Genomic DNA, 16,282 nt, shown 5'->3' on the forward strand with positions numbered 1-16,282 from the left:
GAGAACTCTAGGCGGCGAAGGGCGGACGTCGAATCCGACGGAGAACGCCGCAAGGCCCCGGACCGGGACGGTCCGGGGCATCCCGGGGCGTGCGTTCAACTGCGCGCGCGGTAGGCGCGCATGACCAGCGGGACGAAGACCACCGCGATCCCCGCGGCCCACAGCAGCGACCACATGACCGGTCCGGCGACCGCACCGGATCCCGTCATCAGACCCCGAACAGCGTCGGCCAGGCGGGTGACCGGGTTCACGTCCGCCCACGCCCTGAGCCAGCCGGGCATGGTGTCGGCCCGCACGAAGGCGCTGGAGGTGAAGGTGAGCGGCATGACCAGGACGAATCCGAAGGTCATCACCTTCTCGGGCTCGGAGACCAGCATCCCGATCAGCAGCGTCATCCAGGACATGGCGACCGCGAAGGCCAGCAGCAGGCCCGCCGCGCCCAGCACGCCGGCCACGCCGCCGTCCACGTCGAAGCCCATGAGCATGCCCAGGCCCAGCATCAGCAGCAGCGACCACAGCTGCTTGCCGAGGTCGGCCACGACCCGCCCCATCAGCGGCGCTGAGCGGGCGATCGGCAGTGAGCGCAGCCGGTCCAGCACACCCTTGGTGAGGTCGATGTTGAGGCCCATCGCGGTGTTCATGGTCGCGAAGAGGGCGTTCTGCACGATGATCCCGGGCAGCGCGTACTGCAGGTAGGCGTCCGGTGAGCCGGCCATCTGGCCGCCGAAGACGTAGGTGAAGAGCAGCACGAACATGATGGGCTGGACGCTGAGGTCCATCAGTTCCATCGGGTTGTGCTTGATCTGCACCAGGTTGCGCCAGGCGAGGGTGCAGGTCTGCTGCAGCCCGTCCCAGGGCCGGACCTTGGCGGCCGGCATCACGTCCACGGTCACGGCGCTCATACCAGGGCCTCCGTCTTGTCCTCGTCCGTCGTCGTCTCCTCCACCGCGCGGTGCCCGGTCAGGGACAGGAACACCTCGTCGAGGCTGGAGCGGCGCAGCGTGAGTTCGCTCACCCGCACCCCCGCCTCGTCCAGCCGCCGTACGACGGCGGGCATCAGCTCCGGGTCGTTGACCGGAGCGGTGACCAGGCCGGACTCGGTCTTCGTGGCGGGCCCGGCGACCGACGAGACCATCGCGTGGACCTTCTCCAGCTCCTGCGCGGACATCGGCCGCACCTGCAGCACCTGCCCGCCGACCTGCTCCTTGAGCCCGTCGGGGGTGCCCTCGGCGATCACCCGGCCGCGGTCGATGACCGCGATGTCGTCGGCGAGCTGGTCGGCCTCCTCCAGGTACTGGGTGGTCAGCAGCACCGTCGTACCGTCCCCCACCAGGCCGCGGACGATGTCCCACAGCTCGTTGCGGCTGTGCGGGTCCAGGCCGGTGGTGGGCTCGTCGAGGAAGAGCACCCGCGGCCGGCCGACCAGGCTGGCGGCCAGGTCCAGGCGCCGCCGCATGCCGCCGGAGTACGTCTTGGCGGCGCGGCCGCCGGCGTCGGCGAGCCGGAACTCCTCCAGCAGCCGCGTCGCCCGGGCGCGGGCCTCGCGGCGGGGCAGGCCCAGCAACCGGGCGATCAGCAGCAGGTTCTCGTGGCCGGTGAGCATCTCGTCCACGGCCGCGTACTGCCCGGTGAGCCCGACCAGGGCGCGCACGGCGCCGGCCTCCCGCACCACGTCGTGGCCGCCGACGAGGGCCCGGCCGGCGTCCGGCCGCAGCAGGGTGGCCAGGATGCGCACCGCCGTGGTCTTCCCCGCCCCGTTGGGGCCGAGCACGCCGAGCACCGTGCCGCTGCGCGCGGCCAGGTCCACGCCGGCCAGGGCTGTGGTCTCCTTGAAGCGTTTGACCAGGCCCTCCGCCTGGATCGCGTAACTCATCCGCGATGTCCTCCCCGTCGTGGTTCGCTCGGTGTTGTTCCGTTGCGCACCACTGTCCCGGACGCCACTGACAACGGGCTGACATTCCGCTGACGAGGGCTCCGGCGGCGGTCGGACGACCCCGACGTGAGCGCTGTTCATCCCGGCGCAACAATGAATCCGTGCCGCCGACCATTTCCCCCCACCCGACGCGCCGCCGCGCCGAGCCCACGCCGTACGTCGACCTGACGCGGGCCGAGTGGAGCGCGCTGCGCGACCGCACGCCCCTGCCGCTCACCGCCGAGGAGGTCGAACGGCTGCGCGGCCTCGGCGACGTCATCGACCTGGAGGAGGTGATCGACGTCTACCTGCCGCTGTCGCGGCTGCTCAACCTCTACGTCGGCGCCACCCACGGCCTGCGCGGCGCGGTCAACACCTTCCTCGACGACACCGGCGAGGGCCACGGCTCGCAGACCGGTACGCCCTTCGTCATCGGCGTCGCCGGCAGCGTCGCGGTCGGCAAGTCGACCACCGCGCGCATCCTGCAGGCGCTGCTCGCCCGCTGGCCGGAGCACCCGCGGGTGGAACTGGTCACCACCGACGGATTCCTGCTGCCCAAGGCCGAGCTCCAGCGCCGCGGGCTGATGTCCCGCAAGGGCTTCCCCGAGTCGTACGACCGGCGCGCCCTGACGCGTTTCGTGGCCGACGTGAAGGCCGGCAAGGACGAGGTCCGCGCGCCCGTCTACTCGCACCTGATCTACGACATCGTGCCGGACGAGGAGCTGGTGGTCCGGCGGCCGGACATCCTCATCGTCGAGGGCCTGAACGTCCTGCAGCCCGCCCTGCCGGGCGAGGACGGCCGCACCCGGGTCGCGCTCGCCGACTACTTCGACTTCAGCGTGTACGTGGACGCGCGCACCGAGGACATCGAGCAGTGGTATCTGGCGCGCTTCCGCAAGCTGCGCGAGACCGCCTTCCAGAACCCCCTGTCGTACTTCCACCGCTACACCGAGGTCTCCGAGGAGGAGGCCATGGAGTACGGCCGCCACACCTGGCGCGCCATCAACCAGCCCAACCTGCTGGAGAACGTGCTCCCGACCCGCGGCCGGGCCACCCTGGTCCTGCGCAAGGGCCCCGACCACAAGGTGCAGAAGCTCTCCCTGCGCAAGCTCTGAGCGCCTCACCCCCGGACGTACGACGCCGCCCGCCCGGAAGTCCGGGCGGGCGGCGTCGTCGGCGCTGGGGCGGCCTAGCCGAGTGCGGACTTCACGACGTCGGCGAGCCTGCTTGCCACGGAGCGGGCGTGGTCGATGTCGGCGGCCTCGACCATGACGCGGACCACCGGCTCGGTGCCGGAGGGGCGCAGCAGCACCCGGCCGGTGGTGCCGAGCTCGGCCTCCGCCTCGGCCACGGCGGCGGCCAGCTCGGTGGAGGACTCGACGCGGCTCCTGTCGACGTCCCGCACGTTGATCAGGATCTGCGGCAGCCGCTCCATGACGGCGGACAGCTCGGCCAGCGAACGGCCGGTGGACGCGACCCGGGCGGCCAGCATGAGGCCGGTGAGGGTGCCGTCGCCGGTGGTGGCGTGGTCGAGGATGATCACGTGGCCGGACTGCTCGCCGCCGAGCGCGTAACCGTGCTCCTTCATCGACTCCAACACGTAGCGGTCGCCGACGCCGGTCTGGACGAGGTCGATGCCCTCGCGCTCCATGGCGAGCTTGAAGCCCAGGTTCGACATGACGGTGCCGACGACGGTGTTCTTGCGCAGCCGGTCCGCCTCGCGCAGGGCGAGGGCCAGCACGGCCAGGATCTGGTCGCCGTCGACCTCGTTCCCCAGGTGGTCCACGGCCAGGCAGCGGTCGGCGTCGCCGTCGTGGGCGATGCCGAGGTCCGCGCCGTGGTCGTGGACGGCGGCCTTGATCAGGTCCAGGTGGGTGGAGCCGCAGCCGTCGTTGATGTTGAGGCCGTCCGGCTGGGCGCCGATGGTGATCACCTCGGCGCCGGCCCGGGCGAAGGCCTCGGGCGAGACACGCGCCGCGGCGCCGTGGGCCTCGTCCAGGACGATCTTCAGTCCGTCCAGACGGTTCGGCAGGACGGCGATCAGGTGGGCGACGTACTGGTCGAAGCCCTCGTCGTACTCGCGCACACGGCCCACGCCGGCGCCGGTGGGGCGGTCCCAGGGGGCACCGGTGCGGTGCTCGTCGTAGACGGACTCGATGCGGTCCTCGAGTTCGTCCGCGAGCTTGTGGCCGCCCCGGGCGAAGAGCTTGATGCCGTTGTCGGGCATCGGGTTGTGGCTCGCGGAGAGCATCACGCCCAGGTCCGCGCCGAGCGCGCCGGTGAGGTAGGCCACAGCCGGGGTCGGCAGTACGCCCACCCGCAGCACGTCCACGCCGGCGCTGGCGAGCCCGGCCACCACCGCGGCCTCCAGGAACTCTCCGGACGCTCGCGGATCCCGTCCCACCACGGCCACCGGCTTGTGGCCCTCGAACGTCCCCGCCTCGGCGAGCACATGCGCCGCCGCGACCGACAGTCCGAGCGCGAGCTCGGCCGTCAGATCCGCGTTCGCGACACCGCGCACACCGTCCGTACCGAAGAGTCGTCCCACGTTTTCCTCCGAGATGTTGCCGTGCTCCGCCCCGTACCCGTCGGGCGTTCATCCGGTTATACGTCTATACCCCCCGGAATGCGTACGCCCCGGAGACGCACAAAGTGCCTCCGGGGCGTACGTGCAGTGCAGCGCCCGTGATGCTTAGCGCTTGCTGTACTGCGGCGCCTTGCGGGCCTTCTTCAGACCGGCCTTCTTGCGCTCGATCTCGCGGGCGTCGCGGGTCAGGAACCCGGCCTTCTTGAGCGGGCCGCGGTTGTTGTCCACGTCCGCCTCGTTCAGCGCACGGGCGACACCCAGGCGCAGCGCACCGGCCTGGCCGGAGATGCCGCCGCCGTTGATGCGGGCGATGACGTCGTAACGGCCGTCGAGCTCAAGGATCTTGAACGGCTCGTTGACTTCCTGCTGGTGCACCTTGTTGGGGAAGTACTCCTCCAGGGTGCGACCGTTGATGGTCCACTTGCCGGAGCCCGGGATGATGCGGACTCGGGCGATGGACTCCTTGCGGCGGCCCGTGCCGGCGGCCGGCTGGGGCTCGCCGAAGCGGGACGCGAGGGACTCGGAGGTGTACTCCTCCGGGATCTCGATGGTCTCCACGATCTCGCCGTCTTCGACGAGAGGGGTCTCAGCGGTGGTCTCGGCCACGATTCTCCTCAGATGCTTTCTGTGTGATGGTGGCCGGGACTAGCCCTGCGCGACCTGGCTGATCTCGAACGGCACGGGCTGCTGGGCGCCGTGCGGGTGCTCGGCACCCGCGTACACCTTCAGCTTCGAGAGCATCTGGCGGCCCAGGCTGTTCTTGGGCAGCATGCCCTTGACAGCCTTCTCGATGGCCTTCTCGGGGTTCTTGTCGAGCAGCTCGTCGTAGCGGACGGAACGCAGACCGCCCGGGAAACCCGAGTGGCGGTAGGCGAGCTTCTGCTGCTTCTTGTTGCCGGAGAGGTGCACCTTGTCGGCGTTGATGATGATGACGAAGTCACCGGTGTCGACGTGAGGCGCATAAATCGGCTTGTGCTTGCCCCGGAGGAGGGACGCGGTCTGGGACGCCAGACGGCCCAGGACGACGTCCTGCGCGTCAATGACGTGCCACTGGCGCTGGACATCGCCGGGCTTGGGGCTGAACGTACGCACGGTCGTAGCCTTCGCTTCTTCAGTGAGTGGGTACTGACAAGGCCACCCGGACGATCACGACAGCCCTGTCGCCCTGCGGTGACGCAACCGCGAGGCGAACGCTGGTCATCGGCCCGGTGGACCGGCGTAGCGGCCTCTCACGTGAGAACGAGCAAGCCAATACGCATAACGAACCTGCAGAATACCCGCGCCTGCCCGTTCGGGTCAAAACAGCCGGTGCGGGGTCGCGCCCGCGCCCTCCGTCCCCGCCCCTGCGCCCGTCCGCGGGCCCCCCGGTCAGCGCTCCCGCACGACCCGTGTCTCGTCCCACACCGGTTCCGGCACCTCCCGGACGAGCCCGTCCGCGCCGAAGACCAGGTACCGGTCGAAGCTGCGGGCGAACCAGCGGTCGTGCGTGACCGCGAGCACGGTCCCGTCGTACGCCTCCAGCCCCTCCTGAAGGGCCTCCGCCGACTCCAGGTCCAGGTTGTCGGTCGGCTCGTCCAGCAGCAGCGCCGTCGCCCCCGCCAGCTCCAGCAGCAGGATCTGGAAGCGCGCCTGCTGCCCGCCCGACAGCTGGTCGAAGCGCTGGTCGCCCTGCCGGTCGAGCTCGTAGCGCCGCAGGGCGGACATCGCCTTGCCGCGGTCGCGCGCGTGCTCCGTCCACAGGATGTCGACGAGGGTGCGCCCCATGAGCTCCGGATGCGCGTGCGTCTGCGCGAAGTGCCCGGGCACGACCCGCGCGCCCAGCTTCCACTCCCCCGTGTGCCGCACACCGGGGTCACCCGCCAGCAGCCGCAGGAAGTGCGACTTGCCCGAGCCGTTCGAACCGAGGACGGCCACCCGCTCCCCGTAGAAGACCTCCAGGTCGAACGGCTTCATCAGTCCGGTCAGCTCGAGCCGCCGACAGGTGACGGCGCGCATGCCGGTCCGCCCGCCGGACAGCCGCATGCGGATGTCCTGCTCGCGCGGCGGCTCCTGCGGCGGCCCCGCCTCCTCGAACTTCCGCAGCCGGGTCTGCGCGGCCCGGTAGCGGGAGGCCATGTCGGGACTGATCGCCGCCTGCTGACGGAGGGTCAGCACGAGCTTCTTCAGCCGGGCGTGCTCCTCCTCCCAGCGCCGCCGCAGTTCCTCGAAGCGGGCGAAGCGTTCGCGCCGCGCCTCGTGGTACGTGGCGAAGCCGCCGCCGTGCACCCACACGTCCGAGCCGGCCGGCCCGGGTTCCACGCTGACGATCTTCTCGGCGGAGCGCGCCAGGAGCTCCCGGTCGTGGGAGACGAACAGCACCGTCTTCCTGGTCTGCCGCAGCTGCTCCTCCAGCCAGCGCTTCCCGGGGACGTCGAGGTAGTTGTCCGGCTCGTCCAGCAGCAGCACCTCGTCGGTGCCGCGCAGCAGCGCCTCCAGCACCAGCCGCTTCTGCTCGCCGCCCGACAGCGTCCGCACCTCGCGCCACTGGGCCCGCTCGTACGGGACGCCCAGCGCCGCCGTGGTGCACATGTCCCAGACCGTCTCGGCCTCGTAGCCGCGGGCCTCGGCCCAGTCGCTGAGCGCCTGCGCGTAGGCCAGCTGGGCGGCCTCGTCGTCCTGCGCCATGATCTCCAGCTCGGCGGCGTCGACGGCCGCCGCGGCCTCGCGGATCCGCGGCGGCGCGACGGACACCAGCAGGTCCCGCACGGTGCGGTCGTCCCGCACCGAGCCGACGAACTGCGGCATGACACCCAGTCCGCCGCTCACCGTGACCGTGCCGCCGTGCGGCTTCAACTCACCGGAGATCAGCCGCAGCAGGGTCGTCTTGCCGGCGCCGTTCGCCCCGACGAGGGCCACTGCGGCGCCCTCGCCCACCCGGAACGAGACGTCGCCCAGCAACACCCGGCCGTCCGGCAGGTAGTACTCCAGATGCGCAACGTCGACATGTCCCATGCAGTGGATTCTCGTAGCGCGGTCGCCAGCCGCCAAACGGGTTTTCTCCTCTATAGACTCCGCGCCATGACTGACGGGCCGCAGCAGCCGTACAACCCCGACCAGGGATGGACCGCACCGCCGGGACAGCAAGGCGTCCCGGGCACCCCCGGGGAACAACGCCAGGTACTCCGCGGCCAGGTCGTCGGGGGCCCCGACCACCAGCCCCAGCAGCCCGCCTGGACCCCGCCGGCCGACTGGTCGCCACCGCAGCCCGGCCAGGGCACCCGGGGCCCCGCGCAGCCGCAGCCCGCGCCGCGCGCCGCCGAGGAGCCGGACTGGTCGGCGCTCGCCGACGAGGCGGAGGCCGGCGCCAGACGCCGCCGGCTGTTGTTCATAGGCGGCGGCGTCCTCGCCGCCGCCGCCGTCGCCGGGATCGTCGCGGTCGCCGTGGTCAGCTCCGGCGGCAGCCCCGGCCCCTCCCCCACCGTGACCGCCTCGGCCCCCTCCTCCGAGGTCGCCCTGCCCCCCGAGCCCTCCTTCTCCGAGGTCTCCCCCGGCCCGACCTACGGCCCGCTCGACTTCCTCTCCACCGCCGCCAAGGACACCGCCCCGCTCGGCGCGGGCACCCTCTTCCCCGGCAAGAAGCTGGACTACTCCGGCGGCCGCTCCTACGTGAAGAGCGCCTCCAAGGACAACCGCGACTGCGCCGACGCCGCGACCGGCTCGCTGGCCGCCGCCCTCACCCGAGGCGGCTGCACCCGCATGATGCGCGTGACGTACACCCGCGGTGGCTCCGCGGTGACCGTCGGCGTGGCCGTGTTCAAGGACGCGGCCTCCGCGAAGAAGCTGGCCAAGGCCAACAAGTTCGTGCGCCCGCTGAACGGCGGCGGCGTCGCCGACTTCTGCCACGCCGTGAAGTGCTGGTCCAAGTCGGGCGCCGTGGGCCGCTACGCGTACTTCACCATCTCCGGCCCCAAGAGCGGCAAGGCGGCCACCGGCGCCGACACCGCCTCCCGGCAGGCCGGCCAGGACGGCTTCAACTACGCCTTCAACCGCATCGTCCAGCGCGGCAGGGACCAGGCCGACGCCGCGATGGCCTCCGAGGCCGCCTCACCGGCCAACTGACCCCACCCCACCCGGACCCGGAACGGCATGCCCTCCCTGCGTACGCTGCTGACCCTGCCCCGCATGCTCCGCCACGGCGCCGCCGTCGGCGCCGGCCTGCCACCGGACGAGGCCGTCGTCCTGGACGTACCCGACGTCCCGCTGCGCGGCGCGCTCGCCGCGGCCGGCACCGGCGACCACGGGCCCGCCCGGGAGCTGCTGTCCGCGACCCGGCTGGGCTGCCAGTGGGAGCTGCGCGACACCTACGTCTCCGAACTGGCGCAGTTCGCCCTCCACAACCCCGGCTGGCTGGACGCCTGGCTCGCCGCCGCGCCCGACGATCCGGACGCGGCGCTGGTCAAGGCCGACCTGTGCATCCACCAGGCCTGGGAGATACGCGGCGGCGCCCGCGCCTCGGAGGTCTCCCCGGAGCAGTTCAAGGCCTTCTTCACCCTGCTCAAGGACGCGGTGCCGGTGATCGGCGCCGCCGCCGAGCTCAACCCCGCCGACCCCGTGCCGTGGCGCGTCGCCCTCACCCACGCGCGCGGCATGCAGTCCTCGCGGGAGATCTTCGACGCGTACTGGACCGAGGCCGTCGAGCGCGCCCCGCACCACTACGGCTGCCACGCCTCCGCCCTCCAGTACCTGTGCGCCAAGTGGTACGGCACCCACCGCGAGATGTTCGACTTCGCCGAGCAGGCCGCCGAGGAGGCCCTGCCCGGTTCGAAGATCAACGCGCTGCCGCTGCTCGCCGCCGTCGAGTACGAGATCGTCGCGGGCGGGCCCGCCGCCGGCGACGCCTCCGGCGCGGACGCGATCGAGCCGGCCCGCGTCACGGCCGCCCTCGACCGCGCCCTGGAGCTGTCCGGTTGGTACGACCCCGGCGACCCGGAGGCGGCGGGGTTCCGCAACCACCTGGCGCTGATGCTGGCGCGCGCGGGCCGCTGGCAGGAGGCCCTGCGCGTCTTCCGTGAGATCGGCGTGCACGCCACCGGCTTCCCCTGGTCCTACCTGGGCGCCGACCCCCGCCGGCAGTTCCTGGACTTCCGCACCGCGGTGCGCATGCAGGTCGCCACCCGCACCCCGTTCTTCGGCACCCCGCCCGCCGTCCCCGTCCCCGCCGGCGCCTCCGACTGGGCGCCGCGCACCCTGGCGGTGGCGTCCGCTTCCCTGACCGCCGTCGCGCAGGCGGCTCTGCTGTGCCGGACCGGGCTGCGGCTGGCCCCGGCGGGAGCGGGTTTCACCCATGTCGAGCTGACCGGGGAGGGCAGCCTGGCGGGGGTGGTCGACCTGTTCACGGCGGGCGAGAAGTGGCCCGCGGTCGTCCTCCAGCGCTCGGGCGACCGGTACGGGATCACGCTGTACGCCAAGGGCAGGAAGGTCGCCGCGCACGAATGGGCACCGGGGGCGCCCGTACCGTCCCTGGAGGCCGCCGGTGCCACGGCCGCCGCCCTCGCCACGGCCTACGGCGTCCGCGACGCACGGCCCCTCACCGCACTGCTGCGCGGCATGGACGCCCCCGGGCGGCGGCTCGCGGACACGGTGACGGCACTGGGCCTGCCGGCGCTGCCGGAGGGCTTCGGGGAGCGTCCCGCGGCGCTCGACGGGCTGCCCGGCGCCCGGGTGCTCGCCCCGCGCGGCTTCCTCTCCGGGGTCAGGGACACCCTCACCACGGAGGACGGCGCGATGCCGCTCTCCCCGCGGGGCACCGCGGTGCGCCTGCCGGGCCGCTGGTGGGCGACCCGGGCGCTGTACCTGCTGCTTCTCGCCCCCGCCGCCTGCTTCTCCTGGTGGGGCGCCTTCCACGACCGGTTCCGCCCGGTCCCCCTGGTGCTGACCTCCCTGGGCTCCGGCTACGTCCTCATCCAGGTGGTCACGGCACTGCGCCGCCGCAGATGAGCGGCGCGGGCCCGCAGGGGCCGGGCCGGCGGGCCCGCCCCTCAGGCGCGCGGCAGCGGCAGGGTACGCATGTTGCGGGCCTCGCGGTTGCGTGCGGCCAGCAGTTCGTCCGCCGGGTAGCCGACCTCCTCCAAGGTCAGCCCGTGCGGCCGCACCACGTTGACCGCCGAGTGCCGCACCCGTCCCGCCAGCACCTCGCCGGGAAAGCCGGCCGGCCGGTGGCCGTCCCCGACCAGCAGCATCGATCCGACCAGGGCGCGCACCATGTTGTGGCAGAAGGCGTCCGCGCGTACGGTCGCCACGGCCAGCCCCGAGGCGTCCCGCTCCCAGTGCAGCTCCAGGAGGGTGCGGATGGTCGTCGCGCCCTCCCGCTTCTTGCAGTAGGCCGCGAAGTCGTGCTCGCCGAGGAGCTTGCGCGCCGCCTCGTTCATCAGGTCGACGTCCACCGGCCGGTCGTGCCACAGCACGTGCCCCCGCAGCAGGGGGTCGACCCCGCCCTGGTGGTCGCCGACCCGGTAGGCGTACCGGCGCCAGATCGCGGAGAAGCGCGCGTCGAAGCCGGCCGGGGCCCGCGAGACCCTCCACACCCGTACGTCCCAGGGCAGCCGTCCGGCCAGCCGGCGCAGGAGTCTGCCGCCCTCCAGCTCCCAGACCTCCTCGGGCAGGTCGACGTGCGCGACCTGCCCCCTGGCGTGCACACCGGCGTCCGTACGCCCGGCGACCGTCAGGTCGACCGGGTCGGGCAGCCGCAGCACCGTCTGGAGGGCCGACTCCAGCTCCCCCTGCACGGTCCGCCTGCTGCGCTGCTTCGCCCACCCGGAGAACTCGGCCCCGTCGTACGCCAGGTCCAGCCGCACCCGGACGTACCCGGGCTCCACGTCATCGCTCGCCACACTCACCCGCAGATCCTCTCAAACACGCGGACGGGCCCGCTCCCAGCGATCTGGGTGCGGGCCCGTCCGGTCGGGACGTCAGGCGTCCTTGGACTCCTCGGCCGGAGCCTCGGTGGCCTCGGCCTTGTCCTCGACGTCGGCCGGAGCCTCGGTCTTGGTCTCGGCCTCCTTGACCGCGCGCTTGGTCGCGGCCTCCGCCTCGCCCGTGGCCTGCTGGGCCACGGTCAGCGCCTCCACCAGCTCGATGACGGCCATCGGCGCGTTGTCGCCGCGACGGTTACCGATCTTGGTGATGCGGGTGTAACCACCCGGGCGGTTCTCGTACCGCGGGGCGATCTCGGTGAAGAGCGTGTGGACGATGCTCTTGTCCGTGATCGTCTGCAGCACCAGGCGACGGTTGTGGATGTCGCCCTTCTTCGCCTTGGTGATCAGGCGCTCCGCGACCGGACGCAGACGGCGCGCCTTGGCCTCGGTGGTGGTGATGCGGCCGTGCTCGAACAGCGACTTCGCGAGGTTCGCGAGAAGCAGACGCTCGTGCGCGGCGCTGCCGCCCAGACGGGCACCCTTGGCGGGCTTCGGCATGGTGTTTCTCCTCTGATCTGCACCGGCCGTGTCAGGTACCGGTGTCAGGGCCCCCCAGGCGGACGCCCGGGGGCAGTCTGATCAGTACTGCTCGGTCTCGACGAAGCCGGCGTCGGCGTCGTCGTCCGCACCGAAGGTGTCGGCGGCGGAGGTCGGGTCGAATCCGGGCGGGCTGTCCTTCAGGGCCAGGCCCATGCCGGCCAGCTTCGCCTTGACCTCGTCGATCGACTTCGCACCGAAGTTGCGGATGTCGAGCAGGTCGGCCTCGGAACGCGCCACGAGCTCACCCACGGAGTGGATGCCCTCGCGCTTGAGGCAGTTGTAGGAACGGACGGTGAGCTCGAGCTCCTCGATCGGGAGCGCGAGGTCCGCCGCCAGGGCGGCGTCCGTCGGGGACGGGCCCATGTCGATGCCCTCGGCGTCGACGTTCAGCTCGCGGGCGAGACCGAACAGCTCGACCAGCGTCTTGCCGGCCGAGGCCACCGCGTCACGAGGACGCATCGCGGGCTTGGTCTCGACATCGACGACCAGCTTGTCGAAGTCGGTGCGCTGCTCGACACGGGTCGCCTCGACCTTGTAGCTGACCTTGAGCACCGGGCTGTAGATCGAGTCGACCGGAATACGGCCGATCTCCTGGCCCTGCTGCTTGTTCTGCACGGCCGAGACGTAGCCGCGACCGCGCTCGACGGTCAGCTCCATCTCCAGCTTGCCCTTGCCGTTCAGAGTGGCCAGCACCAGATCGGGGTTGTGCACCTCGACACCGGCCGGAGGCGCGATGTCGGCGGCGGTGACCACACCCGGACCCTGCTTGCGCAGGTACATCACGACCGGCTCGTCGTGCTCCGAGGAGACGACCAGGGACTTGATGTTCAGGATGAGGTCGGTGACGTCCTCCTTGACACCCGGCACGGTGGTGAACTCGTGCAGGACGCCGTCGATCCGGACCGAGGTGACAGCGGCACCCGGAATCGAGGAGAGGAGCGTGCGGCGGAGCGAATTGCCGAGGGTGTAGCCGAAGCCCGGCTCCAGCGGCTCGATCACGAACCGGGAACGGAACTCGTCGACGACCTCTTCGGCCAACGAGGGGCGCTGAGCGATCAGCATGAGGTAAGGCCTCCAGTCTTCGGCACCCACTATTTGATGCCGAGGCTTCAAGGGTACGGGCGGTGCGGCGCATACTGCGCCGCACCGCCCGGGACCGTGAGCCCTGCTACTTCGAGTAGAGCTCGACGATCAGCTGCTCCTGCACCTGGGTGTCGATCACCGGGCGCTCGGGCAGGTTGTGCACGAGGATCCGCAGACGTGAGGGGATCGCCTCCAGCCAGGCCGGGACGGTCCTCTCGCCTGCCTCCCCCTGAGCCACCTGGAAGGGGGTCAGGTTACGGGAGGACTCACGGACCTCGACGATGTCGTTCGCGACGACACGGGCCGACGGGATGTCGGTCTTGACGCCGTTCACGAGGAAGTGGCCGTGACGGACCAGCTGCCGCGCATGATCACGCGACTTGGCGAAGCCCGCCCGGTAGACCACGTTGTCCAGCCGGGACTCGAGGATGCGGAGCAGGTTCTCACCGGTCTTGCCGGTCCTGCGGTTCGCCTCCACGTAGTACCCGCGGAACTGCTTCTCAAGGACACCGTAGATGCGCGCGCACTTCTGCTTCTCGCGCATCTGCAGGAGGTACTCGCTGTCCTTGGTGCGCCCGCGTCCGTGCTCACCCGGGGGGTAAGGACGGATCTCGATCGGGCACTTTGCGCTCTCGCACTTGCTCCCCTTGAGGAAGAGCTTCTGCTTCTCCCGACGGCAACGCTTGCAGTCGGCCCCGGTGTAACGCGCCATTCCTGTTTGTCTCCTACCTGCTCAGCGGATTGCTGATCAGACGCGCCGGCGCTTCGGCGGGCGGCATCCGTTGTGCGGGGTCGGAGTGACGTCCTGGATCGAGCCGACCTCGAGGCCGGTGGCCTGGAGGGAGCGGATCGCGGTCTCACGGCCGGAGCCGGGGCCCTTGACGAACACATCGACCTTGCGCATGCCGTGCTCCTGCGCGCGGCGCGCGGCCGACTCGGCGGCCATCTGCGCGGCGAACGGGGTCGACTTGCGCGAGCCCTTGAAGCCGACGTGGCCGGCGGAGGCCCAGGAGATCACGTTGCCGGACGGGTCCGTGATCGAAACGATGGTGTTGTTGAACGTGCTCTTGATGTGGGCGTGCCCATGAGCGACGTTCTTCTTCTCCTTGCGGCGCACTTTCTTGGCGCCGGCCTGACGGCCCTTCGGAGGCATATGTGGTTACTCCCGGTGGAGGTGGTCGGTCCTACAGCGAAGACCGCTGACGAGCGTCCGCTGAGGACTACTTCTTGCCCGGCTTCTTCTTGCCGGCGATGGCGCGACGCGGGCCCTTGCGGGTGCGGGCGTTGGTGTGGGTCCGCTGGCCGTGGACCGGCAGGCCGCGACGGTGGCGCAGGCCCTGGTAGCAGCCGATCTCGACCTTGCGACGGATGTCCGCCTGGATCTCGCGACGGAGGTCACCCTCGGTCTTGATGTTGGCGTCCACGTACTCGCGGATCTTGACCAGGTCCTCTTCGTCCAGGTCGCGGACCCGGGTGTTCGGGTTCACGCCGGTGGCGGCGAGGGTCTCCTGGGCAAGGGTGCGGCCGATGCCGAAGACGTAGGTGAGGGCGACCTCCACACGCTTCTCGCGCGGGATGTCGACACCTGAAACGCGTGCCATTCAATGGCTCCTGTGGTGTCCGGGGGTCTTCCGCAGCACCGTTCCCGACCGCCGTACGAGGTACGGATCAGGTCTCCGGCCCCCGCCGGAGGTGCCGTCAGCCGGAGTGTTCCGACCGGACGGGCGCTGCGTATGTACATGTGTTGCTCGCGTGGCGCGAAGAACTGCGAGGTGCAGGTCCGCTTGCGTCAGCCCTGGCGCTGCTTGTGGCGCAGGTTGTCGCAGATGACCATGACCCGGCCGTGACGGCGGATCACCTTGCACTTGTCGCAGATCTTCTTGACGCTCGGCTTGACCTTCATGGAATTCAGGTTCTCCGGGTCGTGAGATCTACTTGTAGCGGTAGACGATCCGTCCGCGCGTCAGGTCGTAGGGCGACAGCTCCACAACGACCCGGTCATCGGGAAGGATGCGGATGTAGTGCATGCGCATCTTGCCACTGATGTGCGCGAGGACCTTGTGACCGTTCTGGAGCTCCACCTTGAACATAGCGTTCGGCAGAGACTCGATCACGGTGCCCTCGATTTCGATGGCGCCTTGCTTCTTGGCCATGTCCTGCTTTCGGGATCGGCTACCTTGATCGGCTTTTGGCATGCCTGAAGACATGCCTGGGCCGACGTGACAGTCTACGTCAGCCGTTCCTGAAAGACGAATCCGGGTTGTATGCCCGCGAAAGATGATCGATAAGCGGGACGGAGGGGGCGCTCAGGCGAGCGGGTCCGGCGCGGCCGTGATCCCGTACTCCGCCAGCTTGGCCTTGCCGCCGTCGCGGGCGGTCAGGACCAGCGGGCCCTCCTCGGTGAGCGCGACGGAGTGCTCCCAGTGGGAGGACCAGGTGCCGTCGTCGGTCTTGACCGTCCACTCGTCCTCGAGGACGTGGGTGAGCGGGGTGCCGAGGCTGACCATCGGCTCGATGGCCAGGCACATACCGGGCACCAGGCGCGGGCCCTTGCCGCGCTTGCGCGAGACGTAGTTCAGCAGGTGGGGGTCCATGTGCATCTGCGAACCGATGCCGTGGCCGCCGTACTCCTCGATGATCCCGTACTTGCCGCCGCCGGGCTTCGGCTGCCGGCGGATGTACGTCTCGATGGCACGGGAGATGTCGACCAGCCGGTCGCCCTTGCGGAAGGCCGCGATGCCCGCCCACATGGACTCCTCGGTCACCCGGCTGAGCTCGACGAGCTCCGGAGCGTGACCGCTGCCCACGAACGCGGTGTAGGCGGCGTCGCCGTGCCAGCCGTCGACGATGGCACCGCAGTCGATCGAGATGACGTCGCCGTCCTTGAGGACGGTCGCGGTGTCCGGGATGCCGTGGACGACGACGTCGTTCACGGAGGTGCAGATCGTGGCGGGGAACCCGCCGTACCCCAGGAAGTTCGGCTTCGCCCCGTGGTCGGCGAGCACCTTGCGCGCCACGTCGTCCAGATCCTTGGTGGTGGCCCCGGGGACGGCCGCCTCACGGGTGGCCTCGTGGATCGCGGCGACGACCAGGCCCGCCGCGCGCATCTTCGCGATCTGCTCGGGGGTCTTGATCTCCACCATCGGTCCTGGCCTTCCTTCGTCCCACCGGATACCTCAACGGTACGGCCGCGGGGTCCTGGGGGAC

General features: G+C 70.9%; 18 protein-coding genes. 3 read left to right on the forward strand and 15 right to left on the reverse strand.

What is annotated here, in order from left to right:
• Window positions 1-95 precede the first annotated feature (95 nt).
• Entirely contained in the window at window positions 96-902 is an 807-nt protein-coding gene (locus tag OIE69_RS17520) for an ABC transporter permease (protein ID WP_326572854.1), read from the reverse strand.
• Window positions 899-1,873, reverse strand: coding sequence for an ATP-binding cassette domain-containing protein (locus OIE69_RS17525; RefSeq protein ID WP_326572855.1), 975 nt, complete (start codon window positions 1,871-1,873; stop codon window positions 899-901). The genes OIE69_RS17520 and OIE69_RS17525 overlap by 4 nt, the downstream gene beginning before the upstream one ends.
• A gap of 161 nt (window positions 1,874-2,034) precedes the next feature.
• On the opposite strand from OIE69_RS17525, the gene coaA reads away from it, so the two are divergent.
• On the forward strand, window positions 2,035-3,027 hold the full coding sequence (gene coaA / locus OIE69_RS17530; protein ID WP_326572856.1) for a type I pantothenate kinase: 993 nt from the start codon (window positions 2,035-2,037) through the stop codon (window positions 3,025-3,027).
• Window positions 3,028-3,101: 74 nt separating this feature from the next.
• Here coaA and glmM read toward each other — a convergent pair whose 3' ends face one another.
• The 4 genes from glmM to OIE69_RS17550 form a co-directional block, all read right to left on the reverse strand.
• A complete protein-coding gene (glmM, locus tag OIE69_RS17535; RefSeq protein ID WP_326572857.1) occupies window positions 3,102-4,460 on the reverse strand; it encodes a phosphoglucosamine mutase in 1,359 nt (452 codons plus the stop codon).
• Window positions 4,461-4,604: 144 nt separating this feature from the next.
• Complete coding sequence (rpsI, locus tag OIE69_RS17540) at window positions 4,605-5,105, reverse strand: 30S ribosomal protein S9 (protein ID WP_089229082.1); 501 nt, start codon at window positions 5,103-5,105, stop codon at window positions 4,605-4,607.
• Between the two features lie 39 nt (window positions 5,106-5,144).
• On the reverse strand, window positions 5,145-5,591 hold the full coding sequence (gene rplM / locus OIE69_RS17545) for a 50S ribosomal protein L13 (protein ID WP_089229083.1): 447 nt from the start codon (window positions 5,589-5,591) through the stop codon (window positions 5,145-5,147).
• Between the two features lie 276 nt (window positions 5,592-5,867).
• On the reverse strand, window positions 5,868-7,490 hold the full coding sequence (locus tag OIE69_RS17550) for an ATP-binding cassette domain-containing protein (protein ID WP_326572858.1): 1,623 nt from the start codon (window positions 7,488-7,490) through the stop codon (window positions 5,868-5,870).
• A gap of 66 nt (window positions 7,491-7,556) precedes the next feature.
• Here OIE69_RS17550 and OIE69_RS17555 point away from each other — a divergent pair, with 66 nt between their 5' ends.
• The gene (locus OIE69_RS17555; protein WP_326572859.1) at window positions 7,557-8,597 is read left to right on the forward strand and encodes a hypothetical protein; all 1,041 of its coding nucleotides are present in this window, start codon (window positions 7,557-7,559) and stop codon (window positions 8,595-8,597) included.
• Window positions 8,598-8,624: 27 nt separating this feature from the next.
• Window positions 8,625-10,475, forward strand: a complete 1,851-nt coding sequence (locus tag OIE69_RS17560; protein WP_326572860.1) for a hypothetical protein — start codon at window positions 8,625-8,627, stop codon at window positions 10,473-10,475.
• Window positions 10,476-10,516: 41 nt separating this feature from the next.
• Here the strand turns inward: OIE69_RS17560 and truA are convergent, their stop codons facing one another.
• From truA to map, 9 genes are all read right to left on the reverse strand, one after another.
• Window positions 10,517-11,374 carry a tRNA pseudouridine(38-40) synthase TruA gene (gene truA / locus OIE69_RS17565; protein WP_326572861.1) on the reverse strand — a complete coding sequence of 286 codons (858 nt, stop codon included), beginning with the start codon at window positions 11,372-11,374 and terminating at the stop codon, window positions 10,517-10,519.
• A 72-nt stretch (window positions 11,375-11,446) separates the two neighbouring features.
• Window positions 11,447-11,950, reverse strand: coding sequence for a 50S ribosomal protein L17 (gene rplQ, locus OIE69_RS17570; protein ID WP_326572862.1), 504 nt, complete (start codon window positions 11,948-11,950; stop codon window positions 11,447-11,449).
• Window positions 11,951-12,031: 81 nt separating this feature from the next.
• On the reverse strand, window positions 12,032-13,054 hold the full coding sequence (locus OIE69_RS17575) for a DNA-directed RNA polymerase subunit alpha (RefSeq protein WP_326572863.1): 1,023 nt from the start codon (window positions 13,052-13,054) through the stop codon (window positions 12,032-12,034).
• A 106-nt stretch (window positions 13,055-13,160) separates the two neighbouring features.
• Window positions 13,161-13,787, reverse strand: coding sequence for a 30S ribosomal protein S4 (gene rpsD, locus OIE69_RS17580; protein WP_089226451.1), 627 nt, complete (start codon window positions 13,785-13,787; stop codon window positions 13,161-13,163).
• Window positions 13,788-13,823: 36 nt separating this feature from the next.
• Window positions 13,824-14,228, reverse strand: coding sequence for a 30S ribosomal protein S11 (gene rpsK / locus OIE69_RS17585; RefSeq protein WP_018558890.1), 405 nt, complete (start codon window positions 14,226-14,228; stop codon window positions 13,824-13,826).
• Window positions 14,229-14,295: 67 nt separating this feature from the next.
• The gene (gene rpsM, locus OIE69_RS17590) at window positions 14,296-14,676 is read right to left on the reverse strand and encodes a 30S ribosomal protein S13 (RefSeq protein WP_089226450.1); all 381 of its coding nucleotides are present in this window, start codon (window positions 14,674-14,676) and stop codon (window positions 14,296-14,298) included.
• Window positions 14,677-14,864: 188 nt separating this feature from the next.
• Window positions 14,865-14,978 carry a 50S ribosomal protein L36 gene (gene rpmJ, locus OIE69_RS17595; RefSeq protein WP_003956441.1) on the reverse strand — a complete coding sequence of 38 codons (114 nt, stop codon included), beginning with the start codon at window positions 14,976-14,978 and terminating at the stop codon, window positions 14,865-14,867.
• 28 nt (window positions 14,979-15,006) lie between these two features.
• Window positions 15,007-15,228, reverse strand: coding sequence for a translation initiation factor IF-1 (infA, locus tag OIE69_RS17600; RefSeq protein ID WP_003956442.1), 222 nt, complete (start codon window positions 15,226-15,228; stop codon window positions 15,007-15,009).
• Between the two features lie 153 nt (window positions 15,229-15,381).
• A complete protein-coding gene (gene map, locus OIE69_RS17605; protein ID WP_018558888.1) occupies window positions 15,382-16,218 on the reverse strand; it encodes a type I methionyl aminopeptidase in 837 nt (278 codons plus the stop codon).
• Window positions 16,219-16,282 lie beyond the last annotated feature (64 nt).

Source organism: Actinacidiphila glaucinigra (genome assembly GCF_035918135.1).
Classification (GTDB): domain Bacteria; phylum Actinomycetota; class Actinomycetes; order Streptomycetales; family Streptomycetaceae; genus Actinacidiphila; species Actinacidiphila glaucinigra.

What these genes read in the sequence shown, in the direction of transcription:
- OIE69_RS17550 (WP_326572858.1), bottom strand. Translation starts at nt 7,490, where the DNA reads ATGGGACATGTCGACGTTGCGCATCTGGAGTACTACCTGCCGGACGGC.
- rpsM (WP_089226450.1), bottom strand. Translation starts at nt 14,676, where the DNA reads ATGGCACGCGTTTCAGGTGTCGACATCCCGCGCGAGAAGCGTGTGGAG.
- OIE69_RS17525 (WP_326572855.1), bottom strand. Translation starts at nt 1,873, where the DNA reads ATGAGTTACGCGATCCAGGCGGAGGGCCTGGTCAAACGCTTCAAGGAG.
- rpsD (WP_089226451.1), bottom strand. Translation starts at nt 13,787, where the DNA reads ATGGCGCGTTACACCGGGGCCGACTGCAAGCGTTGCCGTCGGGAGAAG.
- OIE69_RS17575 (WP_326572863.1), bottom strand. Translation starts at nt 13,054, where the DNA reads ATGCTGATCGCTCAGCGCCCCTCGTTGGCCGAAGAGGTCGTCGACGAG.
- map (WP_018558888.1), bottom strand. Translation starts at nt 16,218, where the DNA reads ATGGTGGAGATCAAGACCCCCGAGCAGATCGCGAAGATGCGCGCGGCG.
- rpmJ (WP_003956441.1), bottom strand. Translation starts at nt 14,978, where the DNA reads ATGAAGGTCAAGCCGAGCGTCAAGAAGATCTGCGACAAGTGCAAGGTG.
- rpsK (WP_018558890.1), bottom strand. Translation starts at nt 14,228, where the DNA reads ATGCCTCCGAAGGGCCGTCAGGCCGGCGCCAAGAAAGTGCGCCGCAAG.
- rplQ (WP_326572862.1), bottom strand. Translation starts at nt 11,950, where the DNA reads ATGCCGAAGCCCGCCAAGGGTGCCCGTCTGGGCGGCAGCGCCGCGCAC.
- infA (WP_003956442.1), bottom strand. Translation starts at nt 15,228, where the DNA reads ATGGCCAAGAAGCAAGGCGCCATCGAAATCGAGGGCACCGTGATCGAG.
- OIE69_RS17520 (WP_326572854.1), bottom strand. Translation starts at nt 902, where the DNA reads ATGAGCGCCGTGACCGTGGACGTGATGCCGGCCGCCAAGGTCCGGCCC.
- OIE69_RS17555 (WP_326572859.1), top strand. Translation starts at nt 7,557, where the DNA reads ATGACTGACGGGCCGCAGCAGCCGTACAACCCCGACCAGGGATGGACC.
- OIE69_RS17560 (WP_326572860.1), top strand. Translation starts at nt 8,625, where the DNA reads ATGCCCTCCCTGCGTACGCTGCTGACCCTGCCCCGCATGCTCCGCCAC.